The following is a 21,201-nucleotide window of genomic DNA, read 5'->3' as shown; positions in this document are numbered from 1 at the left end:
CAGGCTCGTCGCTGTTATAGTTTTTGCTCCAACCGCGATGCGAGCCGTTCATGCCTGATTCCTCAGCCCCGATCCTCATCACCGGTGCCGGCCAGCGTGTCGGCCTGCATTGTGCGCAGCGGCTGCTCGAGGATGGCTATCGCGTCATCTTCACTTACCGCAGCGAACGCCCCGGCGTGCAAACGCTGCGCGATCTGGGCGCCCTCGGCCTGTTCGCCGACTTTTCCAGCGAAGCCGCGATTCTCGCTTTCATCGCCGAACTGAAAACCCACACCGACAGCTTGCGCGCCATCGTGCACAACGCCTCCGAGTGGCTGGCCGAAACCCCGGGCAGCGAAGCCGAAGCCTTCACGCGCATGTTCAATCTGCACATGCTCGCACCGTACCTGATCAACCTGCACTGCGGTGAACTGCTAAAGCACTCGACGCCCGCCGACATCATTCATATCAGCGACGATGTCACCCGCAAGGGCAGCAGCAAGCACATTGGCTATTGCGCCAGCAAAGCCGGGCTCGACAGCCTGACCCTGTCCTTCGCCGCCCGCTATGCGCCGACCATCAAGGTCAACGGTATCGCCCCGGCCCTGCTATTGTTCAATCCCGACGACGACGCGGCGTACCGCGCCAAGGCACTGGCCAAGTCCGCGCTGGGCATCGAACCCGGCAGCGAAGTGATCTACCAGAGCCTGCGCTATCTGCTCGACAACCCTTATGTCACCGGTACGACCCTGACCGTCAACGGCGGAAGGCACGTCAAATAACACCTGCCTGCGAGGCTGCCCATGACCCGCTCACTGCCCGAGAATTACCGCGAAATCCTCATTGACCTGGGTGAAGATCCCGACCGCGAAGGACTGCAAGACACCCCGGTGCGCGCGGCCAAGGCCATGCAATACCTGTGTCACGGTTACGAGCAAAGCGTCGATGAGATCGTCAACGGCGCGCTGTTTGCCTCGGACAGTGACGAGATGATCATCGTCGCCGACATCGAGTTGTACTCTTTGTGCGAACATCACCTGCTGCCCTTCATCGGCAAGGCCCATGTGGCTTATATTCCGACGGGCAAGGTGCTGGGTCTGTCGAAAATCGCGCGACTGGTGGACATGTTCGCCCGACGCCTGCAGATTCAGGAAAACCTCACCCGGCAAATTGCCGATGCGGTGCAACAGGTCACCGATGCCGCCGGCGTCGCGGTCGTCATTGAGGCCAGACACATGTGCATGATGATGCGCGGTGTCGAGAAACAGAATTCGACCATGAACACCTCGGTCATGCTCGGCGCGTTCCGCGAGTCGAGCAACACCCGCCAGGAGTTCCTGCAATTGATTGGACGGAGCAAGTAAATGCCACAACTTCAGCCGGGAATGGCGCGCATCCGGGTCAAGGATCTGCGCTTGCGCACCTTTATCGGGATCAACGAGGACGAAATCCTCAACAAGCAGGATGTGCTGATCAACCTGACCATTCTGTATGCCGCGCAGGAGGCGGTGCGTGACAATGATATCGACCACGCGCTGAATTACCGCACGATCACCAAAGCGATCATCGCCCACGTCGAGGGCAACCGCTTTGCGCTGCTCGAACGCCTGACTCAGGAATTGCTCGATCTGGTGATGAGCAACGGTTCAGTGCTGTATGCCGAAGTTGAAGTCGACAAGCCGCACGCGCTGCGTTTTGCCGAGTCGGTGTCAATCACGCTTGCAGCGAGCCGCTAGCTTCAAGCTTCAAGCGGCAAGCTGTAAACTTCGTATCACCGCCACCCATTTTGCAGCTTGAAGCTCGTCGCTTGAAGCTGTCTCGCAGAGACTCCCATGAACGAGCAACAACGCCTCGAACTCGAAGCTGCCGCCTTCCGCCGGCTGGTCGCCCACCTGGACAGCCGCAAGGACGTGCAGAACATCGACCTGATGAACCTTGCCGGGTTCTGCCGCAACTGCCTGTCGAAGTGGTACAAGGCCGAAGCCGACGAGCGCCAGATCGAGGTCAGCCTCGACGACGCCCGCGAAGTGGTTTACGGCATGCCGTACGCCGAGTGGAAAGCCCAATTTCAGCAGGAAGCCAACGCCGAGCAACAAGCCGCGTTCGCCAAAGGAAAAACCCATGAGTGATCTGAACACACTGCGCGCCAGCCTCAAGAGCGGCGAACACGCTTTCGCCGACACGCTGGCCTTCATCGCCGCCGGTTACGACTATCAGCCGCAGGCGTTCAACAACGGTGGCGTGGAAAACGCCGCCGGGCAGAACGAAGGTTCTTGCAAGACCCTGGGTCTGGCACTGCTGGAAGGCCTGAGCGATGAAGAAGCGCTGCAGGCGTTCGGCGAGCATTACCGCTCGGTAGTGGCGACGCCTGAGGGCAGTGATCACGGCAATATTCGTGCGTTGATCCAGCACGGTCTGGCCGGCGTCAAATTCACCGCTCAACCCCTGACCCGCCGCTGATTCCTCTATCCACACAAAATCCCTGTGGGAGCGAGCCTGCTCGCGAATACGGACTGACATTCAACATTGATGTCGACGGATACACCGCTTTCGCGAGCAGGCTCGCTCCCACATTTGATCTGTGGTGACTGTGATTCTCGGGCACAAAAAAACCGGCCAATCTGGCCGGTTTTTTTATGTCTGCGATTTAGAACGAAGCGTTCTGCAGACCGTCCAGGTAACGCTCGGTGTCCAGTGCGGCCATGCAGCCGGCGCCGGCCGAGGTGATCGCCTGACGGTAAACGTGGTCAGCCACGTCACCGGCAGCGAAGATGCCCTCGACGCTGGTCGCCGTAGCATTGCCTTCACGGCCGCCGTGCACCACCAGATAACCGTCTTTGAGGGTCAGCTGGCCTTCGAACAGCGAAGTGTTCGGGGTGTGGCCGATGGCGATGAACACGCCGTCGACGGTGATTTCGTCGAAGCTGCCATCGTTGTTCTTCAGGCGCGCACCGGTCACGCCCATGTTGTCACCCAGCACTTCGTCGAGAGTGGCGTTCAACTTGAGGATGATCTTGCCTTCGGCGACGCGAGCGTTGAGCTTGTCGATCAGGATCTTCTCGGCGCGGAAGGTTTCGCGACGGTGGATCAGGGTCACGGTGCTGGCGATGTTGGCCAGGTACAGAGCTTCTTCAACAGCGGTGTTGCCGCCGCCGACCACTGCAACAGGCTTGTTGCGGTAGAAGAATCCGTCGCAGGTTGCGCAGGCGGAAACGCCTTTGCCCATGAACGCTTCTTCCGATGGCAGGCCCAGGTAACGCGCGCTAGCACCGGTGGCGATGATCAGGGCGTCGCAGGTGTAGGTCGCGCTGTCGCCGGTCAGGGTGTAAGGCTTGGCAGCAAAGTCCACGGCGTTGATGTGATCGAAAACGATCTCGGTTTCAAAACGCTCGGCGTGCTCGCGCATCCGCTCCATCAGGGCTGGACCGGTCAGGCCGTGAACGTCGCCCGGCCAGTTGTCGACTTCGGTGGTGGTGGTCAGTTGACCGCCAGCCTGCATGCCGGTGATCAGCAGTGGCTTGAGGTTGGCGCGGGCCGCGTATACCGCAGCGCTGTAACCGGCAGGGCCGGAACCGAGAATAATCACTCGCGAATGACGGACTTCAGACATGACCTGCTCCTGTTGACCGGGCCGAAAAACTGGCACGGATCGCCGGACTGCCGGCGGGAATAAAAAAGGACCGTGGAAAACCTTGGGGAAGGCTTGAGCTCGACAGTCCTGTAAAAAGTTGGGTGCAGCGTATCGAGGGGGGCAAGATTAAGGAAATACGGTTTAACAATCCAGCTCATAGGTGGTCTCTATGCCGACACACTGACGAGATGGACGTCTTTGTTACAGTGAATGTCGATCGCTCTACCGCGCTTTCGCCGTCGTTGCAAAGCCGGTAAGGTCGGCGCGTTTTCCCTTGCTCGGAGCACCTTATGCCCGCCCCTGTTCTGTCTGGCCCGCAATACCTGCGCGAAGGCCTCAAACTGGTTCTCAGCCCCGGCCTGCGCCTGTTCGTGTTGTTGCCGCTGGCGATCAACCTGGTGCTGTTCGTCGGATTGATTTATCTGGCCGGCCACCAGTTCAGTCTATGGGTCGATACGCTGATGCCATCGCTGCCCGAATGGCTGAGCTTCCTCAGTTACATCCTCTGGCCACTGTTTGTAGTGCTAGTGGCGCTGATGGTGTTCTTCACTTTCACCATGCTGGCCAACGTAATCGCCGCACCGTTCAACGGCTTCCTCGCGGAAAAAGTCGAAGTGGTGGTACGCGGCACTGATGACTTCCCGGCGTTCAGCTGGGGCGAATTGATCGCGATGGTCCCGCGCACCCTCGCCCGGGAAATGCGCAAACTCGGCTACTTCCTGCCACGGGCGATTGGACTGTTCATTCTCTCGTTCATCCCGGTGGTGAATATCATTGCTGCACCGCTGTGGCTGTTGTTCGGCGTGTGGATGATGGCGATCCAGTACATCGACTACCCGGCGGATAACCACAAACTGGGCTGGAACGAAATGCTTGCCTGGTTGCGGCAAAAGCGCTGGCAGAGCATGAGCTTTGGCGGGATCGTCTATCTGGTGCTGCTGATCCCGGTGGTCAACATCCTGATGATGCCGGCGGCTGTGGCCGGGGCGACGTTGTTCTGGGTGCGTGAGCGCGGTGCCGAGGTGCTGGCTCAGGAAAAGGCCTGAGCCAGACGCTGTCGTTTTGCCGCTGCCTCAGTGGAAAAAGCTCCACGTCCCGATCAGCACCAATGCCCACAGGGCGATGCCTGGAACGATGATCAAAAAATTCCAGGCATTCAGGCGGTTGTTGCCCAAGCCTTGCGGATCGTTGGCGGCCAGGTTGATCAGTTGCTGGCCTTCACTGGCGACATAAGCTCTGAGTGGCAGCAGTGCCATAGCAAACAAACTCAGGTACAACAAGCCTTCGAAATGGCTCGATAGTTTATCGAGCACCACTGCAAGCAACGTCAATACAACAAACACCGTTGCCCACTGCTCAAGATCCCAGCTGGATTTTCGACCGCTGTCGTGAATCGTCTTGTCTGCATGACGATACAGCCTGTGCACGAAAAATATATAGAAGATACCGCGCGCCACTGGCCACAGCTCTTCCTGCGTCCGCTGCTTGTACAGGCTCCAGTTTTTGTACGACCAATAATAGAAATACAGGCCAAAACTGAGCACCGACAGCAGAATGAATTTCCATCTGGCAACCACGTAAAATCCTGCAGCCTGCACATCTTCGTTCAACAGATTCGCCTCAGGGGACGCGTAGACATTTTCCGCCATAGCCATTTCCTTGGTTCAAACGTTCAATCAAGGCTAACGACCGACTGGCGAAAATATTGAGCCCAGCGGGGCCAGTGGCTGTCATCAATCCATCATCAACTCGACACAATGACGACATGGCCTCAGTCGACACTGGGGTCATGACGACAGCTCTACATATCACTCTGATCAGCGAAACCTTCCCACCGGAAATCAACGGGGTGGCCAATACCCTTGGCCGCTTGTGCGATGGACTGCGCGCGCGTGGGCATCAGGTTGAACTGGTGCGGCCGCGTCAGGCCGGTGATCCGCAGCGCAGTGAAGATGACGCGCTGCTACTGTGTCGGGGCTGGCCGTTGCCGGGATATCCGGGGCTGCAATGGGGTCAGTCGTCGATGCACAAACTGCTGCGGCGCTGGAAGCGCCAGCGTCCCGACGTGTTGTACATCGCCACGGAAGGCCCGCTCGGGTTGTCGGCGCTGCGTGCGGCGCGCCGTTTGGGGATATCGGTGGTCAGCGGTTTTCACACCAATTTTCAGCAATACACCAACCAATACGGGCTCGGTCTGCTGACGCGGATGCTCACGCATTATCTGCGCTGGTTTCACAATCGCTCGGCCATGACGCTGGTGCCAAGCGTCAGCCAGCGCCTGGAACTGGAACGGCGGCATTTCGAGCGCTTGGCGCTGTTATCGCGTGGTGTCGACAGCCAGTTGTTTCATCCGAGCAAACGGCTGAACGCCTTGCGTGAGCAATGGGGCCTGTCCGAGCAGGACATTGCGGTGATTCACGTAGGACGGCTCGCGCCGGAGAAAAACCTTGGCCTGCTCAAACGCTGCTTCGAAAAACTGCGTGACACTTATCCACAGCGCAATCTGAAACTGATCGTGGTCGGTGACGGACCGCAACGGCTGGCGCTGGAAAAGGATTTGCCCGGGGCGGTTTTCTGCGGTGCGCAGCGCGGTGAAGCGTTGTCGGCGCACTATGCGTCTGGTGATTTGTTTCTGTTTCCGAGTCTGACCGAAACCTTCGGCAATGTGGTGCTGGAGGCACTGGCCTCGGGACTGGGTGTGGTGGCTTACGATCAGGCTGCGGCGGCGCAGCATATTCGCCATGGCTACAACGGCGTGCTGGCGATGCCTGGTGATGAGCCAGCCTTTTGCGAGGCGGCGGCATGGTTGCTGGAAGAGGATGAGAGGTTGCGCTGCGTGCGCCTGAATGCGCGGCAGCATGCGAGTCGCCAGGGCTGGCCGGCGGTTATCGAGCAGTTTGAAAAGCATTTGCGCGGGGCTTGTGTAGGGGAGCAAGTGGTGCCGAATGCGCAGACATTGCCTTGAATCCAGGCGACTTGGAGACCGCTATCGCGAGCAGGCTCACTCCTACAGGGGAATGCACTCCAATTGTAGGAGTGAGCCTGCTCGCGATGGCGTCAGTACAGCCGCTGGTTAAACCAGCGTCATCAACGCCTCACGGCTGAACGGCAAAATATCCTGTTCACGCCCTTCGCGGACTTTCTGCGCCCAGTCCGGATCGACCAGCAACGCACGGCCCACCGCCACCAGATCAAACTCCTCTTTGTTCAGACGCTCCAGCAGGTTCTCCAAACTGGCCGGTTGTGCGACCTTGTCGGTGTTGACCATGAACTGCAGGAACTCACCATCAAGGCCAACACTGCCAACGGTGATGGTCGGCTTGCCGGTGAGTTTGCGGGTCCAGCCGGCCAGGTTCAGCTCGGAACCGTCAAATTCCGGCTCCCAGAAGCGACGCGTCGAGCAGTGGAAAATATCCACGCCAGCGTCAGACAGCGGCTTGAGGAATTCACCCAGCGCTTGCGGGGTTTGCACCAGACGCGCCGTGTAGTCCTGCTGTTTCCATTGCGAGAAACGAAAGATGATCGGGAAGCCTTCACCGACCGCCGCACGCACGGCTTGAATCAATTCAATGGCGAAACGTGAACGGTTGGCCAGGCTGCCACCGTATTCGTCGGTGCGCTGGTTGCTGCCCTCCCAGAAAAACTGGTCGATCAGGTAACCGTGGGCGCCGTGGATTTCCACGCCGTCCATGCCGATGCTCTGTGCATCTTTGGCCGCTTGGGCGAAGGCTGCGATCACATCCTGAATATCTTGTTTAGTCATGCCGTGCACCACGACCTGACCGTCTTTGATTTTTTCCGACGGACCGTAACCCGGCACGCTAGCGTCCGGCTCGGTGCCGATTCGGCGCACGCTGCCCACGTGCCACAGTTGCGGCACGATCTTGCCGCCTTCGGCGTGAACCGCATCGACGACCTTCTTCCAGCCGGCCAATGGCGCGTCGCCAAAGAACTGCGGCACGTTCGGATAACCGTTGGAGGCAATGTGGCCGACAGTGGTGCCTTCGGTGATGATCAGGCCAACGCCGGCGGCCGCGCGACGACGGTAGTACTCAATGACTTTCGAATTAGGCACGCCGCCCGGGGAAAAGGAGCGAGTCATTGGCGCCATGACCACGCGGGTCGGCAGTTCGAGGGCACCGAGTTGGAACGGTTTGAACAGGGCTTGAACCGGCATTGGAAGGCTCCACAGGGAATGACTTTATGACGGCGATAATATGGACAGTCAAAGGCTTTGAACAGCACTATTGATTTGAATGATCAAGGATCAGAAACGAAAAGATCGCAGCACCGGCAGGCCCTTTAAGAGCTGCCGAAGGCTGCGATCTTTTGATCTTGCTGTTTCAGCTCAGCGCTTTTTCAATCGCATGCACAATGGTCGGATCATCCGGCGCCGTGCGCGGCGAGAACCGGGCCAGCACGCGGCCGTCCTTGCCGAGCAGAAACTTCTCGAAATTCCAGGTGATGTCCCCAGGAAACTCCGCCCCCTCGCCCGCCAGCAGACGGTAGAGCTGGTGACGATCATGACCGTTGACTTCGAGCTTGCTCGACAACGGGAATGTCACGCCATAGTTGAGGCTGCAGAAATCCTGAATTTCCTTTTCGCTGCCTGGTTCCTGGCCGGCAAACTGGTTGCACGGCAGGCCCAGCACGCTGAAACCTTTGCCTTTGTATTGCTGATAGAGGTTTTCCAGCGCCGCGTACTGTGGGGTCAAGCCGCATTTGGAGGCGACGTTGACCACCAGCACGACTTGGCCCTTGAACGGCGCCAGCGGTAGCTCCTGACCATCCAGGGCTGTCAACTTAAGGTCGTGAAAAGCACTCATGACGAACTCCAAGATTCCCGTGTTCTACTCGAAACAGCCACTTGGCGAGGTCACCAAGGACAGCCGCGGACTAAAAAGGCGCCCGCAGGCGCCTCTCCAGTACTCGAAGCTTAGCGCAGAAAATCAGTGGTGATGGCCACCTTCGCCATGGACGTGGCCATGAGCGATTTCTTCCTGGCTGGCATCACGGATGTCAACGATCTTCACTTTGAAGTTCAGGCGCTGACCGGCCAGTGGGTGGTTGCCATCAACGGTCACGTCATCGCCGTCGAGGTCACGGATGGTGACGATTTGCATCTGGCCGTCCGGCGCCGAAGCGTGGAACTGCATGCCGACTTCCAGCTCGTCAACGCCTTCGAACATGCTGCGGCTCAGGGTGCTGACCAGCTCAGCGGCGTATTCGCCGTAAGCGTCTTCCGGCTCAACGGAAACTTCCAGCTCGTCACCAACAGCTTTGCCATCCAGAGCTTTTTCCAGGCCAGGGATGATGTTGCCTGCGCCTTGCAGGTAGACCAGCGGAGCGCCGCCGGCGGAGCTGTCGATGACCTCACCAGCGTCGTTGGTCAGGGTATAGTCGATGGAGACAGCCTTATTGGCGGCGATCAGCATGGGGCGAGACCTTTTGCATAAGAATATAGAAAGGCCAAGTTTAGCGAAGCAATCGCGCGAAAGCGAACACAACCCGGACAAACGGGTTTCGACGATCGCAGGCTTTCATCAGGACGAGGACGGTCACTGGGTCGTCGAGCTTTCCTGTGGCCACACCCAGCACCTGCGCCATCAGCCGCCCTGGCAATCGCGCGCCTGGGTGCTGGACCCGGCGCAACGTATTGAAAAAATAGGCCAACCCTTTGCCTGCGGTTGGTGCGCACAAGGCTCGGTTAGCGATAACCTTGGCGACTGAATTTCGGTAGATCGTCAGCTATAGGCGATCGCCATTGCCATGCAACTTTAGAGAATTCGCATGCAAACTTTTTTTATCGCGCCCACCGATTTTGGTGTGGGTCTGACCTCCATCAGCCTCGGGCTGGTGCGCACGCTTGAGCGAGCCGGGCTGAAAGTCGGTTTCTTCAAACCGATTGCCCAGCCGCATCCGGGTGACACCGGCCCCGAGCGTTCCACCGAACTGGTGGCGCGCACCCACGGTTTGAAACCGCCACAACCGTTGGGCCTGGCGCACGTCGAGCGGATGCTCGGCGACGGTCAGCTCGATGAGCTGCTCGAAGAAATCATCACGCTGTATCAGCAAGCCGCCATTGGCAAAGACGTGCTGGTCGTCGAAGGCATGGTGCCGACCCGCAGCGCCAGTTACGCCGCCCGGGTCAACCTGCACCTGGCCAAGAGCCTGGATGCCGAGGTGATTCTGGTCTCGGCGCCGGAAAACGAAGTGCTCGCCGAACTCTCCGGCCGGGTCGAATTGCAGGCGCAATTGTTCGGCGGCCCGAAAGACCCGAAAGTCCTCGGGGTGATCCTCAACAAGGTCAAGACCGACGAGAGCATGGACGCCTTCGCTGCGCGCCTGAAGGAGCATTCGCCGTTGCTGCGCAGCGGTGATTTCCGCCTGCTCGGCTGCATTCCCTATCAGCCGGAACTCAACGCACCACGTACCCGTGACGTTGCCGACCTGATGGGCGCACAAGTGCTTAATGCCGGTGATTACGAAACCCGCCGGATGACCAAAATCATCATCTGCGCGCGGACCATGCGCAACACCGTCGAGCTGCTCAAGCCCGGCGTGTTGGTGGTGACGCCGGGCGATCGCGACGACATCATCCTCGCCGTCAGTCTGGCCGCGATCAACGGCGTGCCGCTGGCCGGCCTGCTGCTGACCAGCGACACCCTGCCCGATCCGCGCATCATGGATCTGTGCCGTGGTGCGTTGCAGGCCGGTTTGCCGGTGCTATCGGTGAGTACTGGCTCCTACGACACCGCCAACCTGCTCAACGGCCTGAACAAGGAAATCCCGATTGACGACCGCGAGCGAGCGGAGATCATCACCGATTTCGTCGCCAGCCATCTCGACGCCAAATGGCTGCACCAGCGCTGTGGCACGCCACGGGAAATGCGCCTGTCGCCAGCAGTATTCCGCTATCAGTTGATCCAGCGTGCGCAAGCGGCGAACAAACGCATCGTCCTGCCTGAAGGCAGCGAGCCGTTCACCGTGCAAGCGGCGGCGATCTGCCAGGAACGCGGGATTGCCCGCTGCGTGTTACTCGCCAAACCGGAAGATGTCGAAGCCGTGGCCCGCGCCCAAGGCATCGCCTTGCCGCCAGGGCTGGAGATTCTTGATCCAGACCTGATCCGCGAGCGCTACGTCGAACCGATGGTCGCCCTGCGCAAAACCAAAAGCCTCAACGCGCCGATGGCCGAACAGCAACTGGAAGACACCGTAGTGATCGGCACCATGATGCTGGCGCTGGACGAGGTCGACGGCCTGGTATCGGGCGTGATCAACACCACCGCCAATACCATCCGCCCGGCTCTGCAATTGATCAAGACCGCGCCGGGCTGCACGCTGGTGTCATCGGTGTTCTTCATGCTCTTCCCGGAGGAAGTACTGGTCTACGGCGACTGCGTGATGAACCCGCACCCAAGCGCCACCGAACTGGCCGAGATTGCCCTGCAAAGCGCCGACTCGGCCGCAGCGTTCGGCATCACCCCGCGCGTGGCGATGATCAGTTACTCCAGCGGCGAATCGGCCACCGGTGAAGAAGTCGAGAAAGTGCGTGAAGCCACCCTGCTCGCCCACGAACAACAGCACTCACTGCTGATCGACGGCCCGCTGCAATACGACGCCGCGGCCAACGCCGAAGTCGCCCGGCAACTGGCACCGAACAGTCAGGTGGCCGGTCGCGCCACGGTGTTTGTGTTCCCCGATCTGAACACCGGCAACACCACGCACAAAGCCGTGCAACGCAGCGCCGATTGCGTCAGCCTCGGGCCGATGCTGCAAGGCTTGCGCAAACCGGTGAATGACTTGCCACGCGGCGCACAAGTCGATGACATCGTCTACACCATCGCCCTCACCGCGATTCAAGCCGCCAACCGACCTATGGATGTGTAAATGCTGGATTTTCTACCTGCACCCGTGCGCGGCGTGATCGCTTCGCTGCTGTTGGCACTCAATACGATCCTGCTGTGCTCGTTTCTGTTCTGCGTAGCGCTGATCAAAGTGCTGCCGTTCGACCTTGCCCGGCGTGCCTCGCTGTGGCTGATGAGCCACACCCATGAAGCGTGGATCAGCAATAACAAGGGCTGGATGAACCTGGTACGGCGCACGCGCTGGCACATCAGCGGCCTGCAAGGTCTCGACTACCAGCACTCATACCTGATCACCAGCAATCACCAGAGCTGGGTGGACATTCTGGTGCTGCAATACGTGCTCAACCGAAAGATCCAGCCGCTGAAGTTCTTCCTCAAGCAGGAGCTGATCTGGGTGCCGGTGATCGGTCTGGCCTGGTGGGCACTGGGCTTTCCGTTCATGAAGCGCTACTCCAAGGCCTACCTGGCCAAGCATCCGGAGAAGAAAGGCAAAGACCTCGAAACCACCCGCAAGACGTGTGCGAAGTTTCGCGATAACCCGGTGGGGATTTTCAACTTCGTCGAAGGCACACGCTTCACCGAAGGCAAGCATGCGCAGCAGCAGTCGCCGTTCAAATATCTGCTCAAGCCCAAGGCTGGCGGGATCGCCTTTGTGCTGGATGCAATGGGCGAGCAACTGGAGTCGATCGTCAACGTGACCATCCACTACCCGGCCGGGCGTCCGGGGTTCTGGGATTTGCTCTGCGGCAATGTGCGCGATGTGGTGGTGCACTTTGAAGAGCTGAAGATTCCCCAGCAGTTCATTGGCAAGAATTACGATCAGGACGGCGAGTATCGCCTGCAGTTCCAGGGCTGGATCAATCAGCTGTGGCTGGACAAGGATGCGCTGCTCGAACAGATGCACCGCGAATATCCTTCCGTATGATCGTTCCCATGCTCCGCGTGGGAATGCCTCACTGGACGCTCTGCGTCCGCTTTAGATGGGACGCGGAGCGTCCCGGGCTGCATTCCCACGCAGAGCGTGGGAACGATCACGAATCGCCGTATGCCCCAATAAAAAAGCCCGCCGATGATTGCTCATCGGCGGGCTTTTTGTTTGTCGCTAACGCTTAGATCGCGCCACGTTTGCGCAGCAGATCCAGCACTTGCTTGACGCTGTCTTCCAGACTCAGTGTCTGCGTGTCGATCACCAGATCGGCATTCAGCGGCACGTCGTACGGGAAGGATTCGCCCGGGATGTTATCGCCAGCGGCAGCATACAGACCTTGCGGATCACGCTCGGCGCACACGGCCGGCGAGGCCTGTACGTAGACCGTCAACAGACGATCCTTGCCGATCAGATCCTTGGCCTGCTCGCGACCTTCAGCGCTTGGCGCGACGAACGCCGCCAACGTCAGCAAACCGGCTTCGTTGAACTGACGCGCGACGTGCGCGGCACGACGCCAGTTTTCGGTACGGCCGGCGCGATCCTGTGGCAGACCTTTGTTCAAGTCATGACGCAGGTTCTGACCATCCAGTACAAACACCGCACGACCCATGTCGAACAACTTGCGCTCGACGGCGTAAGCCAGCGTGCTCTTGCCCGCGCCCGACAGGCCGCTGAACAGCACGGTCGCCGGTTGCTGGCCGAAGCGCTGGGCACGTTCTTCAGTGGCCACGTGCGCCAGTTTGCCGTGATGCGTGGCAGTGCCATGCGTCACCGGTTGCGCGACGATCATGCCGGCGCCGACGGTGCCGTTGGTCAAGCGATCAATGACGATGAACGCGCCGGTGGTGCGGTTGCTTTCGTAACCGTCGAGGGCGATCGGCGCGTCCAGCGCGATCTTCACCTTGCCGATTTCGTTGAGCTGCAACGCGCTCGCCGGGCCTTCTTCCAACGTGTTCACGTCGACCTTGTTGACGATGCTGGCAATCGAACCCGGCACGTAGCTGGTGGCGCGTTTGATGTCGTATTTCTTGCCCGGCAGCATCGGCTCTTCAGCCATCCACACCAGCATCGCTTCGAAGCTGTCGGTGACCGGCGGCACGTTGTCGGCATGCACCAACAGGTCGCCACGGGAGATGTCGATTTCGTCTTCCATGGTCAGCGTCACCGCTTGACCTGGACCGGCGTGCTCCAGCTCACCTTCGAAGGTGACGATGGATTTCACCCGGCTGCTTTTGCCCGACGGCAGCACCACGACTTCGTCACCCTTGTGCACGATGCCGCTGGCCAGGGTGCCGGCGAAACCACGGAAGTTCAGGTTCGGACGGTTGACGTACTGCACCGGGAAACGCAGATCGGTGAAGTTGCGATCGCCCGCGACTTCCACGGTCTCGAGGATTTCCATCAGCGACTGGCCGGTGTACCACGGCGAGCGCTCGGACTTGTTCACCACGTTGTCGCCTTTGAGGGCAGACATCGGCACGAAGTGCATGCTGGTCGGCTTCATCTTCAAGCCTTCGGCGAACTTCAGGTAGTCAGCCTTGATCGACTCGAACACGCCTTCATCGAAGTCTTTCAGGTCCATCTTGTTGATGGCGACGACGATGTGTTTGATCCCCAGCAAGGACGCAATGAAGCTGTGGCGACGGGTCTGGGTCTGCACACCGTAACGGGCGTCGACGAGGATGATCGCCAGGTCACAGGTGGACGCACCGGTGGCCATGTTGCGGGTGTACTGCTCATGGCCGGGGGTGTCGGCGATGATGAATTTGCGTTTGGCGGTGGAGAAATAGCGGTAGGCGACATCGATGGTGATGCCCTGCTCGCGCTCGGCCTGCAGGCCGTCGACCAGCAATGCCAGATCGATGTCGTCACCGGTGGTGCCGACTTTCTTCGAGTCGCGGGTGATCGCTTCGAGGTGATCTTCGTAGATCATCTTCGAGTCGTGCAGCAGGCGCCCGATCAGGGTGCTCTTGCCGTCATCGACGTTACCGCAGGTCAAAAAGCGCAGCAGTTCTTTACGTTCGTGCTGGCCCAGGTAGGCGAGGATGTCCTCGCTGATCAAATCAGAAACATGCGACATGACAGCCCCTTAGAAATAGCCTTGACGTTTTTTGTCTTCCATCGAGCCGGCGCCATCGTGGTCGATGACACGGCCCTGGCGCTCGGAAGTTCGCGTCAGGAGCATTTCCTGAATGATGTCCGTGAGGCTTTCTGCCTCGGACTCCACCGCGCCCGTCAACGGGTAGCAGCCAAGGGTACGGAAACGCACTTTCTTTTTGACGATGCGAGCCTTGTCCTCATCGGACAGGTGCTCGAGGATGCGCTCGTCGTCGATCATGATCAACGTGCCGTTCTTCTCGATCACTTCGCGTTCGGCGGCGAAGTACAGCGGCACAATCGGGATGCCTTCGAGGTAGATGTATTGCCAGATGTCCAGTTCGGTCCAGTTCGACAGAGGGAATACGCGAATGGATTCGCCCTTGTTGACCTTGCCGTTGTAGACGTTCCACAGCTCTGGACGCTGGTTTTTCGGGTCCCAGCGGTGCTTGCTGTCGCGGAACGAGTACACGCGCTCTTTGGCACGGGATTTCTCTTCATCGCGACGGGCGCCGCCGAAGGCTGCGTCGAAACCATGCTTGTCGAGTGCCTGTTTCAGGCCCTCGGTCTTCATGATGTCGGTGTGCTTGGCGCTGCCGTGGGTGAACGGGTTGATGTTCTGCGCCACGCCATCGGGGTTGATGTGGGTGATCAGGTCCAGGCCCAGTTCTTCGACCATCTTGTCGCGGAACTTGTACATCTCCTGGAATTTCCAGCGGGTGTCGACGTGCATCACCGGAAACGGCAGTTTGCCCGGGAAGAACGCCTTGCGTGCCAGGTGCAGCATCACGGCGGAGTCTTTACCGATGGAGTACAGCATCACCGGGTTATCGAACTCGGCGGCCACCTCGCGGATGATGTGGATGCTTTCCGCCTCCAGCTGTTTCAGATGCGTCAGTTTGTCGACCATGGCTACTCACGAAAACTTTCTTATGAACGGCCAGCGGGCCGTGTTCGAGCGGGAAATCCTAGCACAGCGGCCTCTTCTAATCAGGACGCCAACTAGATCGAAAGGGTATATGAATATGCCCACTCGTTTGGGCGACGATCCCGTGTAGGAGCTGCCAAAGGCTGCGATCTTTTGATCTGATCTTTTAAAAAACAAGATCAAAAGATCGCAGCCTTCGGCAGCTCCTACACAGGGGAGAGGTGATGATCAGATCGGGTTGGGGCAATCGATGAAGATGTGTTCGACAGCAAAGCGTTTTGCCAGATAGTCACCCAGGGCCTGTACGCCGTAGCGTTCGGTGGCGTGGTGTCCGGCGGCGATGAAGCTGATGTCGTTTTCGCGGGCGCTGTGGAAGGTCTGCTCGGAGGCTTCACCGCTCAGGTACAGATCAACGCCTGCCGCGACGGCCTGATCGATATAGCCCTGACCGCCACCGGTGCACCAGCCTACTCGGCGAATCATCGGGCTGCCCTCGATCAACAGCGGTTCGCGGCCCATGGTTTCCTGCACCTTGCGGGCGAAATCGCGCGCGGTCATCGGATCCTTCAAAGACCCGACCAGACCGACAATTTTCAGATTGTCCGGATCCAGCGGACCTTCAACGGTGATGTCCAGTTGGCGAGCAAGCTGCACGTTATTGCCAACATCCGGATGCAGATCCAGCGGCAAATGGTAAGCGAGCAGACTGATGTCGTGCTTGAGCAATGTCTTCAGTCGACGCTGCTTCATGCCAGTGATGCACGGGTTCTCGCCCTTCCAGAAGTAACCGTGGTGCACCAGCACCAGATCCGCCTCGGCTTCGACGGCAGCATCCAGCAACGCCTGACTGGCGGTGACGCCGCTGACGATGCGCATCACTTGCGGCCGGCCTTCGACCTGCAAGCCGTTGGGGCAATAATCGGCAATTTTCGAGCTGCTGAGGTAACGGTCGGCTTCTTCGACGAGGGTGCTGAGGGCAACGGCCATGAAAGACTCCTAAATATCCCGTTCAGAGGCGCGCGCGGCCTCGTATAATGCGCGACATTATGGGCGGTCTGACCCCGCCTGCAACTTTTCCAGGACGTGCTTAATGCTCAAGGCGCTGCGTTTTTTCGGCTGGCCGTTGTTGGCCGGTGTGCTTATCGCTCTGTTGATTATTCAGCGTTACCCGCAGTGGGTCGGGCTTCCGAGCCTCGACGTCAACCTGCAACAGGCCCCGCAAACCACCAGCGTGCAACAGGGCCCGGTGTCCTATGCCGACGCGGTGACCATTGCCGCGCCTTCGGTGGTCAACCTCTACACCACCAAAGTCATCAACAAACCGGCGCATCCGCTGTTTGAGGATCCGCAGTTTCGGCGCTTCTTCGGTGACAACTCGCCAAAGCAGAAACGCATGGAATCGAGCCTCGGTTCCGGCGTGATCATGAGCCCGGAAGGCTACATTCTGACCAACAATCACGTGACCAGCGGCGCGGATCAGATTGTGGTCGCCCTGAAAGATGGCCGCGAAACCCTCGCCCGCGTCATCGGCAGCGACCCGGAAACCGATCTCGCGGTGTTGAAAATCGATCTGAAAACCCTGCCGGCCATCACTGTCGGCCGCTCCGACAACATTCGCATCGGCGACGTTGCATTGGCCATCGGCAACCCGTTCGGCGTTGGCCAGACCGTGACCATGGGCATTATCAGCGCCACCGGGCGTAACCAGTTGGGCCTGAACAACTACGAAGACTTCATCCAGACCGACGCGGCGATCAACCCGGGTAACTCCGGCGGAGCGCTGGTCGATGCCAACGGCAACCTTACCGGCATCAACACGGCGATCTTTTCCAAGTCCGGTGGCTCGCAGGGCATCGGCTTTGCGATTCCGGTGAAACTGGCAATGGAAGTGATGAAGTCGATCATCGAGCACGGTCAGGTAATTCGTGGCTGGCTCGGCATCGAGGTGCAGCCGCTGACCCAGGAACTGGCCGAGTCGTTCGGCTTGTCCGGGCGTCCGGGGATTGTCGTCGCGGGGATCTTCCGCGATGGCCCGGCGCAGAAGGCCGGCCTGCAACTGGGTGACGTTATTTTGAGCATCGATGGCGAGCCGGCCGGAGATGGTCGCAAGTCGATGAACCAGGTCGCGCGGATCAAGCCGACCGACAAAGTGACGATCCAAGTGATGCGCAACGGTAAAGAGCTGAAGCTCAGCGCGGAAATCGGCCTGCGTCCGCCACCGGCGCCGGTGAAAGAAAAAGAAGAATAAAACTTCGTTCGCGCCAAGTGCGCTAATAAAAGACATTCTCAACAGGCATGTTATATTGTTTCAATTCTAAGAATTGGAACAACATAACATGTCGTCTCGAACAAAGGCTTCCCTGCTCGGCCTGAGCCTTGGTCTGCTGGTCGATCCAGCCTTCGCCGAAGAACCCAAGCCGCTTGAACTCGACGCCATCAGCGTCATCTCCGACTACGAATCGCCGACCGGCCCGGTCAAGGGCTATCGCGCCACACGCTCATCCAGCGCAACCAAAACCGACACCGCGATCCGCGATATATCGCAGGCGATCAGCGTAGTGCCCGCCAGCGTGCTCAAGGATCTGGGCAGCACCAGTGTCGAGCGCGCGCTGGATTTTGCCGGCGGCGTATCCAAGCAAAATAACTTCGGCGGCCTGACGCTTTACGAATACAGCGTGCGCGGCTTCACCACCTCGGAGTTCTACAAGGACGGCTTCAGCGCCAACCGGGGTTATCCGAGCACGCCGGACGCGGCGAATATCGAGCGCATCGAAGTACTCAAAGGCCCCGCCGCCAGTCTGTATGGTCGAGGCGATCCCGGCGGCACGGTGAACATCGTCACCAAAAAACCGCAGCCCGAAGCCTTCACCACTCTGCAAACCAGCGCCGGCAGTTGGGATCGCTATCGCACCGCGCTGGACGTCAACACACCGCTGGATGATGAGGGTGATGTGCTGTCGCGAATCAACCTCGCGGTTGAGGACAACAACAGTTTTCGCGATCACGTCGACAGCCAGCGCGTATTCGTCGCGCCCTCGATCAGCTGGCAATTGAACCCGGACACGTCGCTGCTGGTGGAAAGCGAAATCGTTCGTCACAGCTCGACCTTTGATCGCGGCATCGTCGCGCCCAACAATAAATGGGGCGGTGTTTCGCGCTCGACTTTCCTTGGCGAACCCAACGACGGCAACATCGATAACCACAACAATCTGCTTCAGGCCACGCTGGAACATCACCTCAACGACAGCTGGAAGCTGCGTCTGGCCAGTCATTACAAGGAAGGCAAACTCTGGGGCGATGCTTCGGAAAGTCGTCCATTGAACGCCAACGGCCACACCGTCAACCGCCGCTATCGCGAGCGCGACACGAACTGGCACGACAGCATCACCCAACTGGAACTGCGCGGCCTGTTCGATCTCGGCCCGTGGCAACACGAATTGCTGATTGGCACCGAGTACGAAAACTTCCGCAAGAACGAGCGCGTCACCACTATTGCTGGCGGCCCCTACGCCATCGACATCTACAAGCCGATCTACGGCCAACCGAAACCCAACGGCGCGCGGTCGGGCACTGACTTCTTCGAACAGGTCGAAAGTCATGCACTGAACCTGCAGGACCAGATCGTCTTCACCGACAAACTGCGCGGGATGATCGGCGCACGCTTCGAGCATTTTGATCAGCACATCGACGATCACAGCCGCAACGCTACCAGCAACCAACGCCACGACGCGCTCACCCAGCGGGTCGGCCTGCTCTATCAATTGACGCCGGAAACCGGGTTGTTCGCCAACGCCTCGACCTCGGTCAAACCGAACAATGGCCTCGACGCCGCCGGCAAATCCTTCGACCCGGAAGAAGGCGTCGGCTACGAAGTCGGGATCAAAAACGAACTGTTCGACGAACGCCTGAGCAGCACCCTCGCCTTCTTCCACATCGACAAAGAAAACGTTCTCGCCCTCGACCCGGCCACCGACACCAGCCGCGCCATGGGCAAGGCACGCAGTCGCGGCCTCGATTGGCAGGTCACCGGGCAAGTCACCGATGCGGTGCGAGTCATCGGCGCCTTCGCCTACATCGACGCCGAAGTGACCAAGGGCGACGCGGTGATTTCCACCGGCAGCCGCATCCTCGGCGTGGCCAAGCGTAGCGGCAGCCTACTCGGTGTTTACGAATTTCAGGACGGCCATTTGCGTGGTTCGGACGTCGGTGCAGCGTTCACCTACGTCGGCGATCGCTCGGGAGAATCCGGCAGCGACTTCGAATTGCCGGCGTATCACACCGTCGACCTGCTCGCGCATTACAAGGCCAGCGACAACGTCACTGTCGGCCTGAACCTGAACAACCTCTTCGACGAGAAGTATTACGAGCGCTCCTACAGCAACTACTGGGTCAACCCCGGTGAGCCGCGCAACTTCACCGTCAGCCTGACTCTCAACCTGTAAAAGGACGTCACCATGCAATACGGCAAATCCCTTGTGCTTATCGCCGCGCTGTTCGCCGGTCAGGTCTCGGCCCATGGCCTGTGGACTGAGCAACGGCGCGGCAATATCGAAGTGGTCTACGGTCATGGCGCTGAGGACAACGCGTTCAAGGCGCAGAAGATCAGCGGCGCGTGGGCTTACGACGCGAGCGGCAAGATGATTCCGGTGAGCGTCGAGCGCCTGACGGATCACGCACGACTGAAACCACTGAAAGCTCCGGCCGTCCTGGCCGTGGCGCTGAACAACGGCATGTGGTCGCAGACTGCCGACAAAAAGTGGGTCAACGAAGGCCGGAGCAAAGTGCCGGGCGCTGTCGAAGCGACGCAGACGTTCAAATACAGCCTGGCGATTTATCAGCCGGGAGCGAAGTTGCCAAAACTGGATCAGATCAAATTGCTGATTCTTCCGGAGGTTGATCCGCTCACCGTGGGGCCAGGGAAATCATTACCGGTGCGGGTGCTGCTCGATGGCAAACCGGCGGCGGGGGTGAAGTTGATTGGCGACTATCGCAGTGCACCGAACACGTTGAGCACCGAGACTGACAAGGATGGTCGGGCGCAGGTGTTGGTGAGGAATGAAGGGTTGAATGTGATTGCGGCGCAGGTCGAGGTGCCGGTGAAAGGCAGCGCAGATGTGGATAGCCGCGGCTTGTTCACCTCACTGACCTTCCTTGGCGAAGCGCATCACGAGTAAAAGCAGACCCTCACCCCAACCCTCTCCCGGAGGGAGAGGGGGCCGACCGAGTTGTCTTGTGAGCTACATCGACCTGAAAGACCGAGTCGATTATGGATTCGGTAAAGCAGCATCAGGTCGGTGCAATTCAACAGCATCCCCCAATCAGTCACCTCTCCCTTTGGGAGAGGGAGCAGACCGAGTTGTCTTGTGAGCTACATCGACCTGAAAGACCGAGTCGATTATGGATTCGGGAAAGCAGCATCAGGTCGGTGCAATTCAACAGCATCCCCCAATCAGTCACCTCTCCCTTTGGGAGAGGGAGCAGACCGAGTTGTCTTGTGAGGTACATCGACCTGAAAGACCGGGTCGATTATGGATTCGGGAAAGCAGCATCAGGTCGGTGCAATTCAACAGCATCCCCCAATCAGTCCCCTCTCCCTTTGGGAGAGGGTTAGGGTGAGGGGATCTTGTGAGGTACATCGACCTGTGCAGTGGTCAACTAATTCCGGACACCTCGATAGGTGGTTTTGACGCCATCGCCCGCTCGTAAGCGGTCGGTGGCAGATATCCCAGTTTCGAGTGCAACCGTTCGTTGTTGTAAAACCCAACGATGT

At 59.2% G+C, this 21,201-nt stretch carries 21 protein-coding genes; 13 read left to right on the top strand and 8 right to left on the bottom strand.

From position 1 onward, the window contains the following. The first annotated feature begins 50 nt into the window (after nucleotides 1-50). The 5 genes from folM to AC0ZWN_RS23010 all read left to right on the top strand — a co-directional run bounded on the left by folM (nucleotide 51) and on the right by AC0ZWN_RS23010 (nucleotide 2,439). Nucleotides 51-761, top strand: coding sequence for a dihydromonapterin reductase (folM, locus tag AC0ZWN_RS23030; protein WP_093436042.1), 711 nt, complete (start codon nucleotides 51-53; stop codon nucleotides 759-761). A gap of 21 nt (nucleotides 762-782) precedes the next feature. After that, a complete protein-coding gene (gene folE, locus AC0ZWN_RS23025) occupies nucleotides 783-1,343 on the top strand; it encodes a GTP cyclohydrolase I FolE (RefSeq protein WP_218233161.1) in 561 nt (186 codons plus the stop codon). Continuing rightward, complete coding sequence (gene folX, locus AC0ZWN_RS23020) at nucleotides 1,344-1,715, top strand: dihydroneopterin triphosphate 2'-epimerase (RefSeq protein WP_007914273.1); 372 nt, start codon at nucleotides 1,344-1,346, stop codon at nucleotides 1,713-1,715. 96 nt (nucleotides 1,716-1,811) lie between these two features. Beyond that, on the top strand, nucleotides 1,812-2,108 hold the full coding sequence (locus AC0ZWN_RS23015; RefSeq protein ID WP_034154503.1) for a DUF1244 domain-containing protein: 297 nt from the start codon (nucleotides 1,812-1,814) through the stop codon (nucleotides 2,106-2,108). Further along, nucleotides 2,101-2,439 carry a HopJ type III effector protein gene (locus AC0ZWN_RS23010; protein ID WP_476336641.1) on the top strand — a complete coding sequence of 113 codons (339 nt, stop codon included), beginning with the start codon at nucleotides 2,101-2,103 and terminating at the stop codon, nucleotides 2,437-2,439. Before AC0ZWN_RS23015 ends, AC0ZWN_RS23010 begins: the two co-directional genes overlap by 8 nt. Nucleotides 2,440-2,626: 187 nt before the next feature. On the opposite strand, the gene trxB is transcribed toward AC0ZWN_RS23010, so the two are convergent. Next, nucleotides 2,627-3,589, bottom strand: a complete 963-nt coding sequence (trxB, locus tag AC0ZWN_RS23005) for a thioredoxin-disulfide reductase (protein ID WP_108226178.1) — start codon at nucleotides 3,587-3,589, stop codon at nucleotides 2,627-2,629. A 311-nt stretch (nucleotides 3,590-3,900) separates the two neighbouring features. Here trxB and cysZ point away from each other — a divergent pair, with 311 nt between their 5' ends. Further along, complete coding sequence (gene cysZ, locus AC0ZWN_RS23000) at nucleotides 3,901-4,656, top strand: sulfate transporter CysZ (RefSeq protein ID WP_116254658.1); 756 nt, start codon at nucleotides 3,901-3,903, stop codon at nucleotides 4,654-4,656. Nucleotides 4,657-4,683: 27 nt separating this feature from the next. Here the strand turns inward: cysZ and AC0ZWN_RS22995 are convergent, their stop codons facing one another. Beyond that, a complete protein-coding gene (locus AC0ZWN_RS22995) occupies nucleotides 4,684-5,259 on the bottom strand; it encodes a hypothetical protein (protein ID WP_414926663.1) in 576 nt (191 codons plus the stop codon). Nucleotides 5,260-5,375: 116 nt separating this feature from the next. Between AC0ZWN_RS22995 and AC0ZWN_RS22990 the strand changes: the two genes are divergently transcribed. Continuing rightward, nucleotides 5,376-6,575, top strand: a complete 1,200-nt coding sequence (locus tag AC0ZWN_RS22990; RefSeq protein WP_476336638.1) for a glycosyltransferase family 4 protein — start codon at nucleotides 5,376-5,378, stop codon at nucleotides 6,573-6,575. A gap of 108 nt (nucleotides 6,576-6,683) precedes the next feature. Here the strand turns inward: AC0ZWN_RS22990 and AC0ZWN_RS22985 are convergent, their stop codons facing one another. The 3 genes from AC0ZWN_RS22985 to AC0ZWN_RS22975 form a co-directional block, all read right to left on the bottom strand. Beyond that, nucleotides 6,684-7,787, bottom strand: coding sequence for an NADH:flavin oxidoreductase (locus AC0ZWN_RS22985; protein WP_093436019.1), 1,104 nt, complete (start codon nucleotides 7,785-7,787; stop codon nucleotides 6,684-6,686). Between the two features lie 166 nt (nucleotides 7,788-7,953). Then, nucleotides 7,954-8,436, bottom strand: a complete 483-nt coding sequence (locus tag AC0ZWN_RS22980) for a glutathione peroxidase (RefSeq protein ID WP_093436016.1) — start codon at nucleotides 8,434-8,436, stop codon at nucleotides 7,954-7,956. Nucleotides 8,437-8,559: 123 nt separating this feature from the next. Then, nucleotides 8,560-9,045 carry an FKBP-type peptidyl-prolyl cis-trans isomerase gene (locus tag AC0ZWN_RS22975; RefSeq protein ID WP_008085027.1) on the bottom strand — a complete coding sequence of 162 codons (486 nt, stop codon included), beginning with the start codon at nucleotides 9,043-9,045 and terminating at the stop codon, nucleotides 8,560-8,562. Between AC0ZWN_RS22975 and AC0ZWN_RS22970 the strand changes: the two genes are divergently transcribed. Genes AC0ZWN_RS22970 through AC0ZWN_RS22960 form a run of 3 tightly spaced genes read left to right on the top strand, consistent with a single transcriptional unit; the run spans nucleotide 9,014 to nucleotide 12,403 of the window. After that, complete coding sequence (locus AC0ZWN_RS22970; RefSeq protein ID WP_093436299.1) at nucleotides 9,014-9,340, top strand: DUF3565 domain-containing protein; 327 nt, start codon at nucleotides 9,014-9,016, stop codon at nucleotides 9,338-9,340. The two genes, AC0ZWN_RS22975 and AC0ZWN_RS22970, sit on opposite strands and share 32 nt — an antisense overlap. A gap of 60 nt (nucleotides 9,341-9,400) precedes the next feature. Beyond that, on the top strand, nucleotides 9,401-11,500 hold the full coding sequence (pta, locus tag AC0ZWN_RS22965; RefSeq protein WP_476336636.1) for a phosphate acetyltransferase: 2,100 nt from the start codon (nucleotides 9,401-9,403) through the stop codon (nucleotides 11,498-11,500). After that, nucleotides 11,501-12,403, top strand: a complete 903-nt coding sequence (locus AC0ZWN_RS22960) for an acyltransferase (protein ID WP_476336634.1) — start codon at nucleotides 11,501-11,503, stop codon at nucleotides 12,401-12,403. It begins immediately after the preceding gene. A 184-nt stretch (nucleotides 12,404-12,587) separates the two neighbouring features. Here AC0ZWN_RS22960 and cysN read toward each other — a convergent pair whose 3' ends face one another. The 3 genes from cysN to AC0ZWN_RS22945 all read right to left on the bottom strand — a co-directional run bounded on the left by cysN (nucleotide 12,588) and on the right by AC0ZWN_RS22945 (nucleotide 16,418). Beyond that, nucleotides 12,588-14,486: a sulfate adenylyltransferase subunit CysN gene (gene cysN / locus AC0ZWN_RS22955; RefSeq protein ID WP_186624829.1), complete on the bottom strand. Its 1,899-nt coding sequence runs from the start codon at nucleotides 14,484-14,486 to the stop codon at nucleotides 12,588-12,590. Between the two features lie 9 nt (nucleotides 14,487-14,495). After that, entirely contained in the window at nucleotides 14,496-15,413 is a 918-nt protein-coding gene (cysD, locus tag AC0ZWN_RS22950; RefSeq protein ID WP_007912374.1) for a sulfate adenylyltransferase subunit CysD, read from the bottom strand. A gap of 246 nt (nucleotides 15,414-15,659) precedes the next feature. Next, nucleotides 15,660-16,418 (bottom strand): Nif3-like dinuclear metal center hexameric protein, encoded by a 759-nt coding sequence (locus AC0ZWN_RS22945; protein WP_093436004.1) that lies wholly within the window; start codon nucleotides 16,416-16,418, stop codon nucleotides 15,660-15,662. Nucleotides 16,419-16,521: 103 nt separating this feature from the next. On the opposite strand from AC0ZWN_RS22945, the gene algW reads away from it, so the two are divergent. The 3 genes from algW (at nucleotide 16,522) to AC0ZWN_RS22930 (ending at nucleotide 20,605) form a co-directional block, all read left to right on the top strand. Next, nucleotides 16,522-17,679, top strand: a complete 1,158-nt coding sequence (gene algW, locus AC0ZWN_RS22940; RefSeq protein WP_476336632.1) for a Do family serine endopeptidase AlgW — start codon at nucleotides 16,522-16,524, stop codon at nucleotides 17,677-17,679. A gap of 88 nt (nucleotides 17,680-17,767) precedes the next feature. Then, on the top strand, nucleotides 17,768-19,873 hold the full coding sequence (locus AC0ZWN_RS22935) for a TonB-dependent siderophore receptor (protein WP_476336631.1): 2,106 nt from the start codon (nucleotides 17,768-17,770) through the stop codon (nucleotides 19,871-19,873). A gap of 12 nt (nucleotides 19,874-19,885) precedes the next feature. Then, on the top strand, nucleotides 19,886-20,605 hold the full coding sequence (locus tag AC0ZWN_RS22930) for a DUF4198 domain-containing protein (protein ID WP_476336629.1): 720 nt from the start codon (nucleotides 19,886-19,888) through the stop codon (nucleotides 20,603-20,605). Nucleotides 20,606-21,201: the final 596 nt, after the last annotated feature.

This window comes from Pseudomonas sp. 3B-A001-10F (genome assembly GCF_056313565.1).
Note: the sequence above shows the minus strand (reverse complement) of the source record. Positions and strands in the feature narration are given on the sequence as shown.

Coding starts and splice junctions, on each gene's coding strand:
- AC0ZWN_RS22995 (WP_414926663.1), bottom strand. CDS start 5,259: ATGGCGGAAAATGTCTACGCGTCCCCTGAGGCGAATCTGTTGAACGAA.
- cysZ (WP_116254658.1), top strand. CDS start 3,901: ATGCCCGCCCCTGTTCTGTCTGGCCCGCAATACCTGCGCGAAGGCCTC.
- folE (WP_218233161.1), top strand. CDS start 783: ATGACCCGCTCACTGCCCGAGAATTACCGCGAAATCCTCATTGACCTG.
- algW (WP_476336632.1), top strand. CDS start 16,522: ATGCTCAAGGCGCTGCGTTTTTTCGGCTGGCCGTTGTTGGCCGGTGTG.
- AC0ZWN_RS23010 (WP_476336641.1), top strand. CDS start 2,101: ATGAGTGATCTGAACACACTGCGCGCCAGCCTCAAGAGCGGCGAACAC.
- AC0ZWN_RS22980 (WP_093436016.1), bottom strand. CDS start 8,436: ATGAGTGCTTTTCACGACCTTAAGTTGACAGCCCTGGATGGTCAGGAG.
- AC0ZWN_RS22985 (WP_093436019.1), bottom strand. CDS start 7,787: ATGCCGGTTCAAGCCCTGTTCAAACCGTTCCAACTCGGTGCCCTCGAA.
- trxB (WP_108226178.1), bottom strand. CDS start 3,589: ATGTCTGAAGTCCGTCATTCGCGAGTGATTATTCTCGGTTCCGGCCCT.
- cysD (WP_007912374.1), bottom strand. CDS start 15,413: ATGGTCGACAAACTGACGCATCTGAAACAGCTGGAGGCGGAAAGCATC.
- AC0ZWN_RS22960 (WP_476336634.1), top strand. CDS start 11,501: ATGCTGGATTTTCTACCTGCACCCGTGCGCGGCGTGATCGCTTCGCTG.
- cysN (WP_186624829.1), bottom strand. CDS start 14,486: ATGTCGCATGTTTCTGATTTGATCAGCGAGGACATCCTCGCCTACCTG.
- AC0ZWN_RS22945 (WP_093436004.1), bottom strand. CDS start 16,418: ATGGCCGTTGCCCTCAGCACCCTCGTCGAAGAAGCCGACCGTTACCTC.
- AC0ZWN_RS22930 (WP_476336629.1), top strand. CDS start 19,886: ATGCAATACGGCAAATCCCTTGTGCTTATCGCCGCGCTGTTCGCCGGT.
- AC0ZWN_RS23015 (WP_034154503.1), top strand. CDS start 1,812: ATGAACGAGCAACAACGCCTCGAACTCGAAGCTGCCGCCTTCCGCCGG.
- AC0ZWN_RS22990 (WP_476336638.1), top strand. CDS start 5,376: ATGGCCTCAGTCGACACTGGGGTCATGACGACAGCTCTACATATCACT.
- AC0ZWN_RS22970 (WP_093436299.1), top strand. CDS start 9,014: ATGGAGACAGCCTTATTGGCGGCGATCAGCATGGGGCGAGACCTTTTG.
- AC0ZWN_RS22975 (WP_008085027.1), bottom strand. CDS start 9,045: ATGCTGATCGCCGCCAATAAGGCTGTCTCCATCGACTATACCCTGACC.
- folM (WP_093436042.1), top strand. CDS start 51: ATGCCTGATTCCTCAGCCCCGATCCTCATCACCGGTGCCGGCCAGCGT.
- AC0ZWN_RS22935 (WP_476336631.1), top strand. CDS start 17,768: ATGTCGTCTCGAACAAAGGCTTCCCTGCTCGGCCTGAGCCTTGGTCTG.
- folX (WP_007914273.1), top strand. CDS start 1,344: ATGCCACAACTTCAGCCGGGAATGGCGCGCATCCGGGTCAAGGATCTG.
- pta (WP_476336636.1), top strand. CDS start 9,401: ATGCAAACTTTTTTTATCGCGCCCACCGATTTTGGTGTGGGTCTGACC.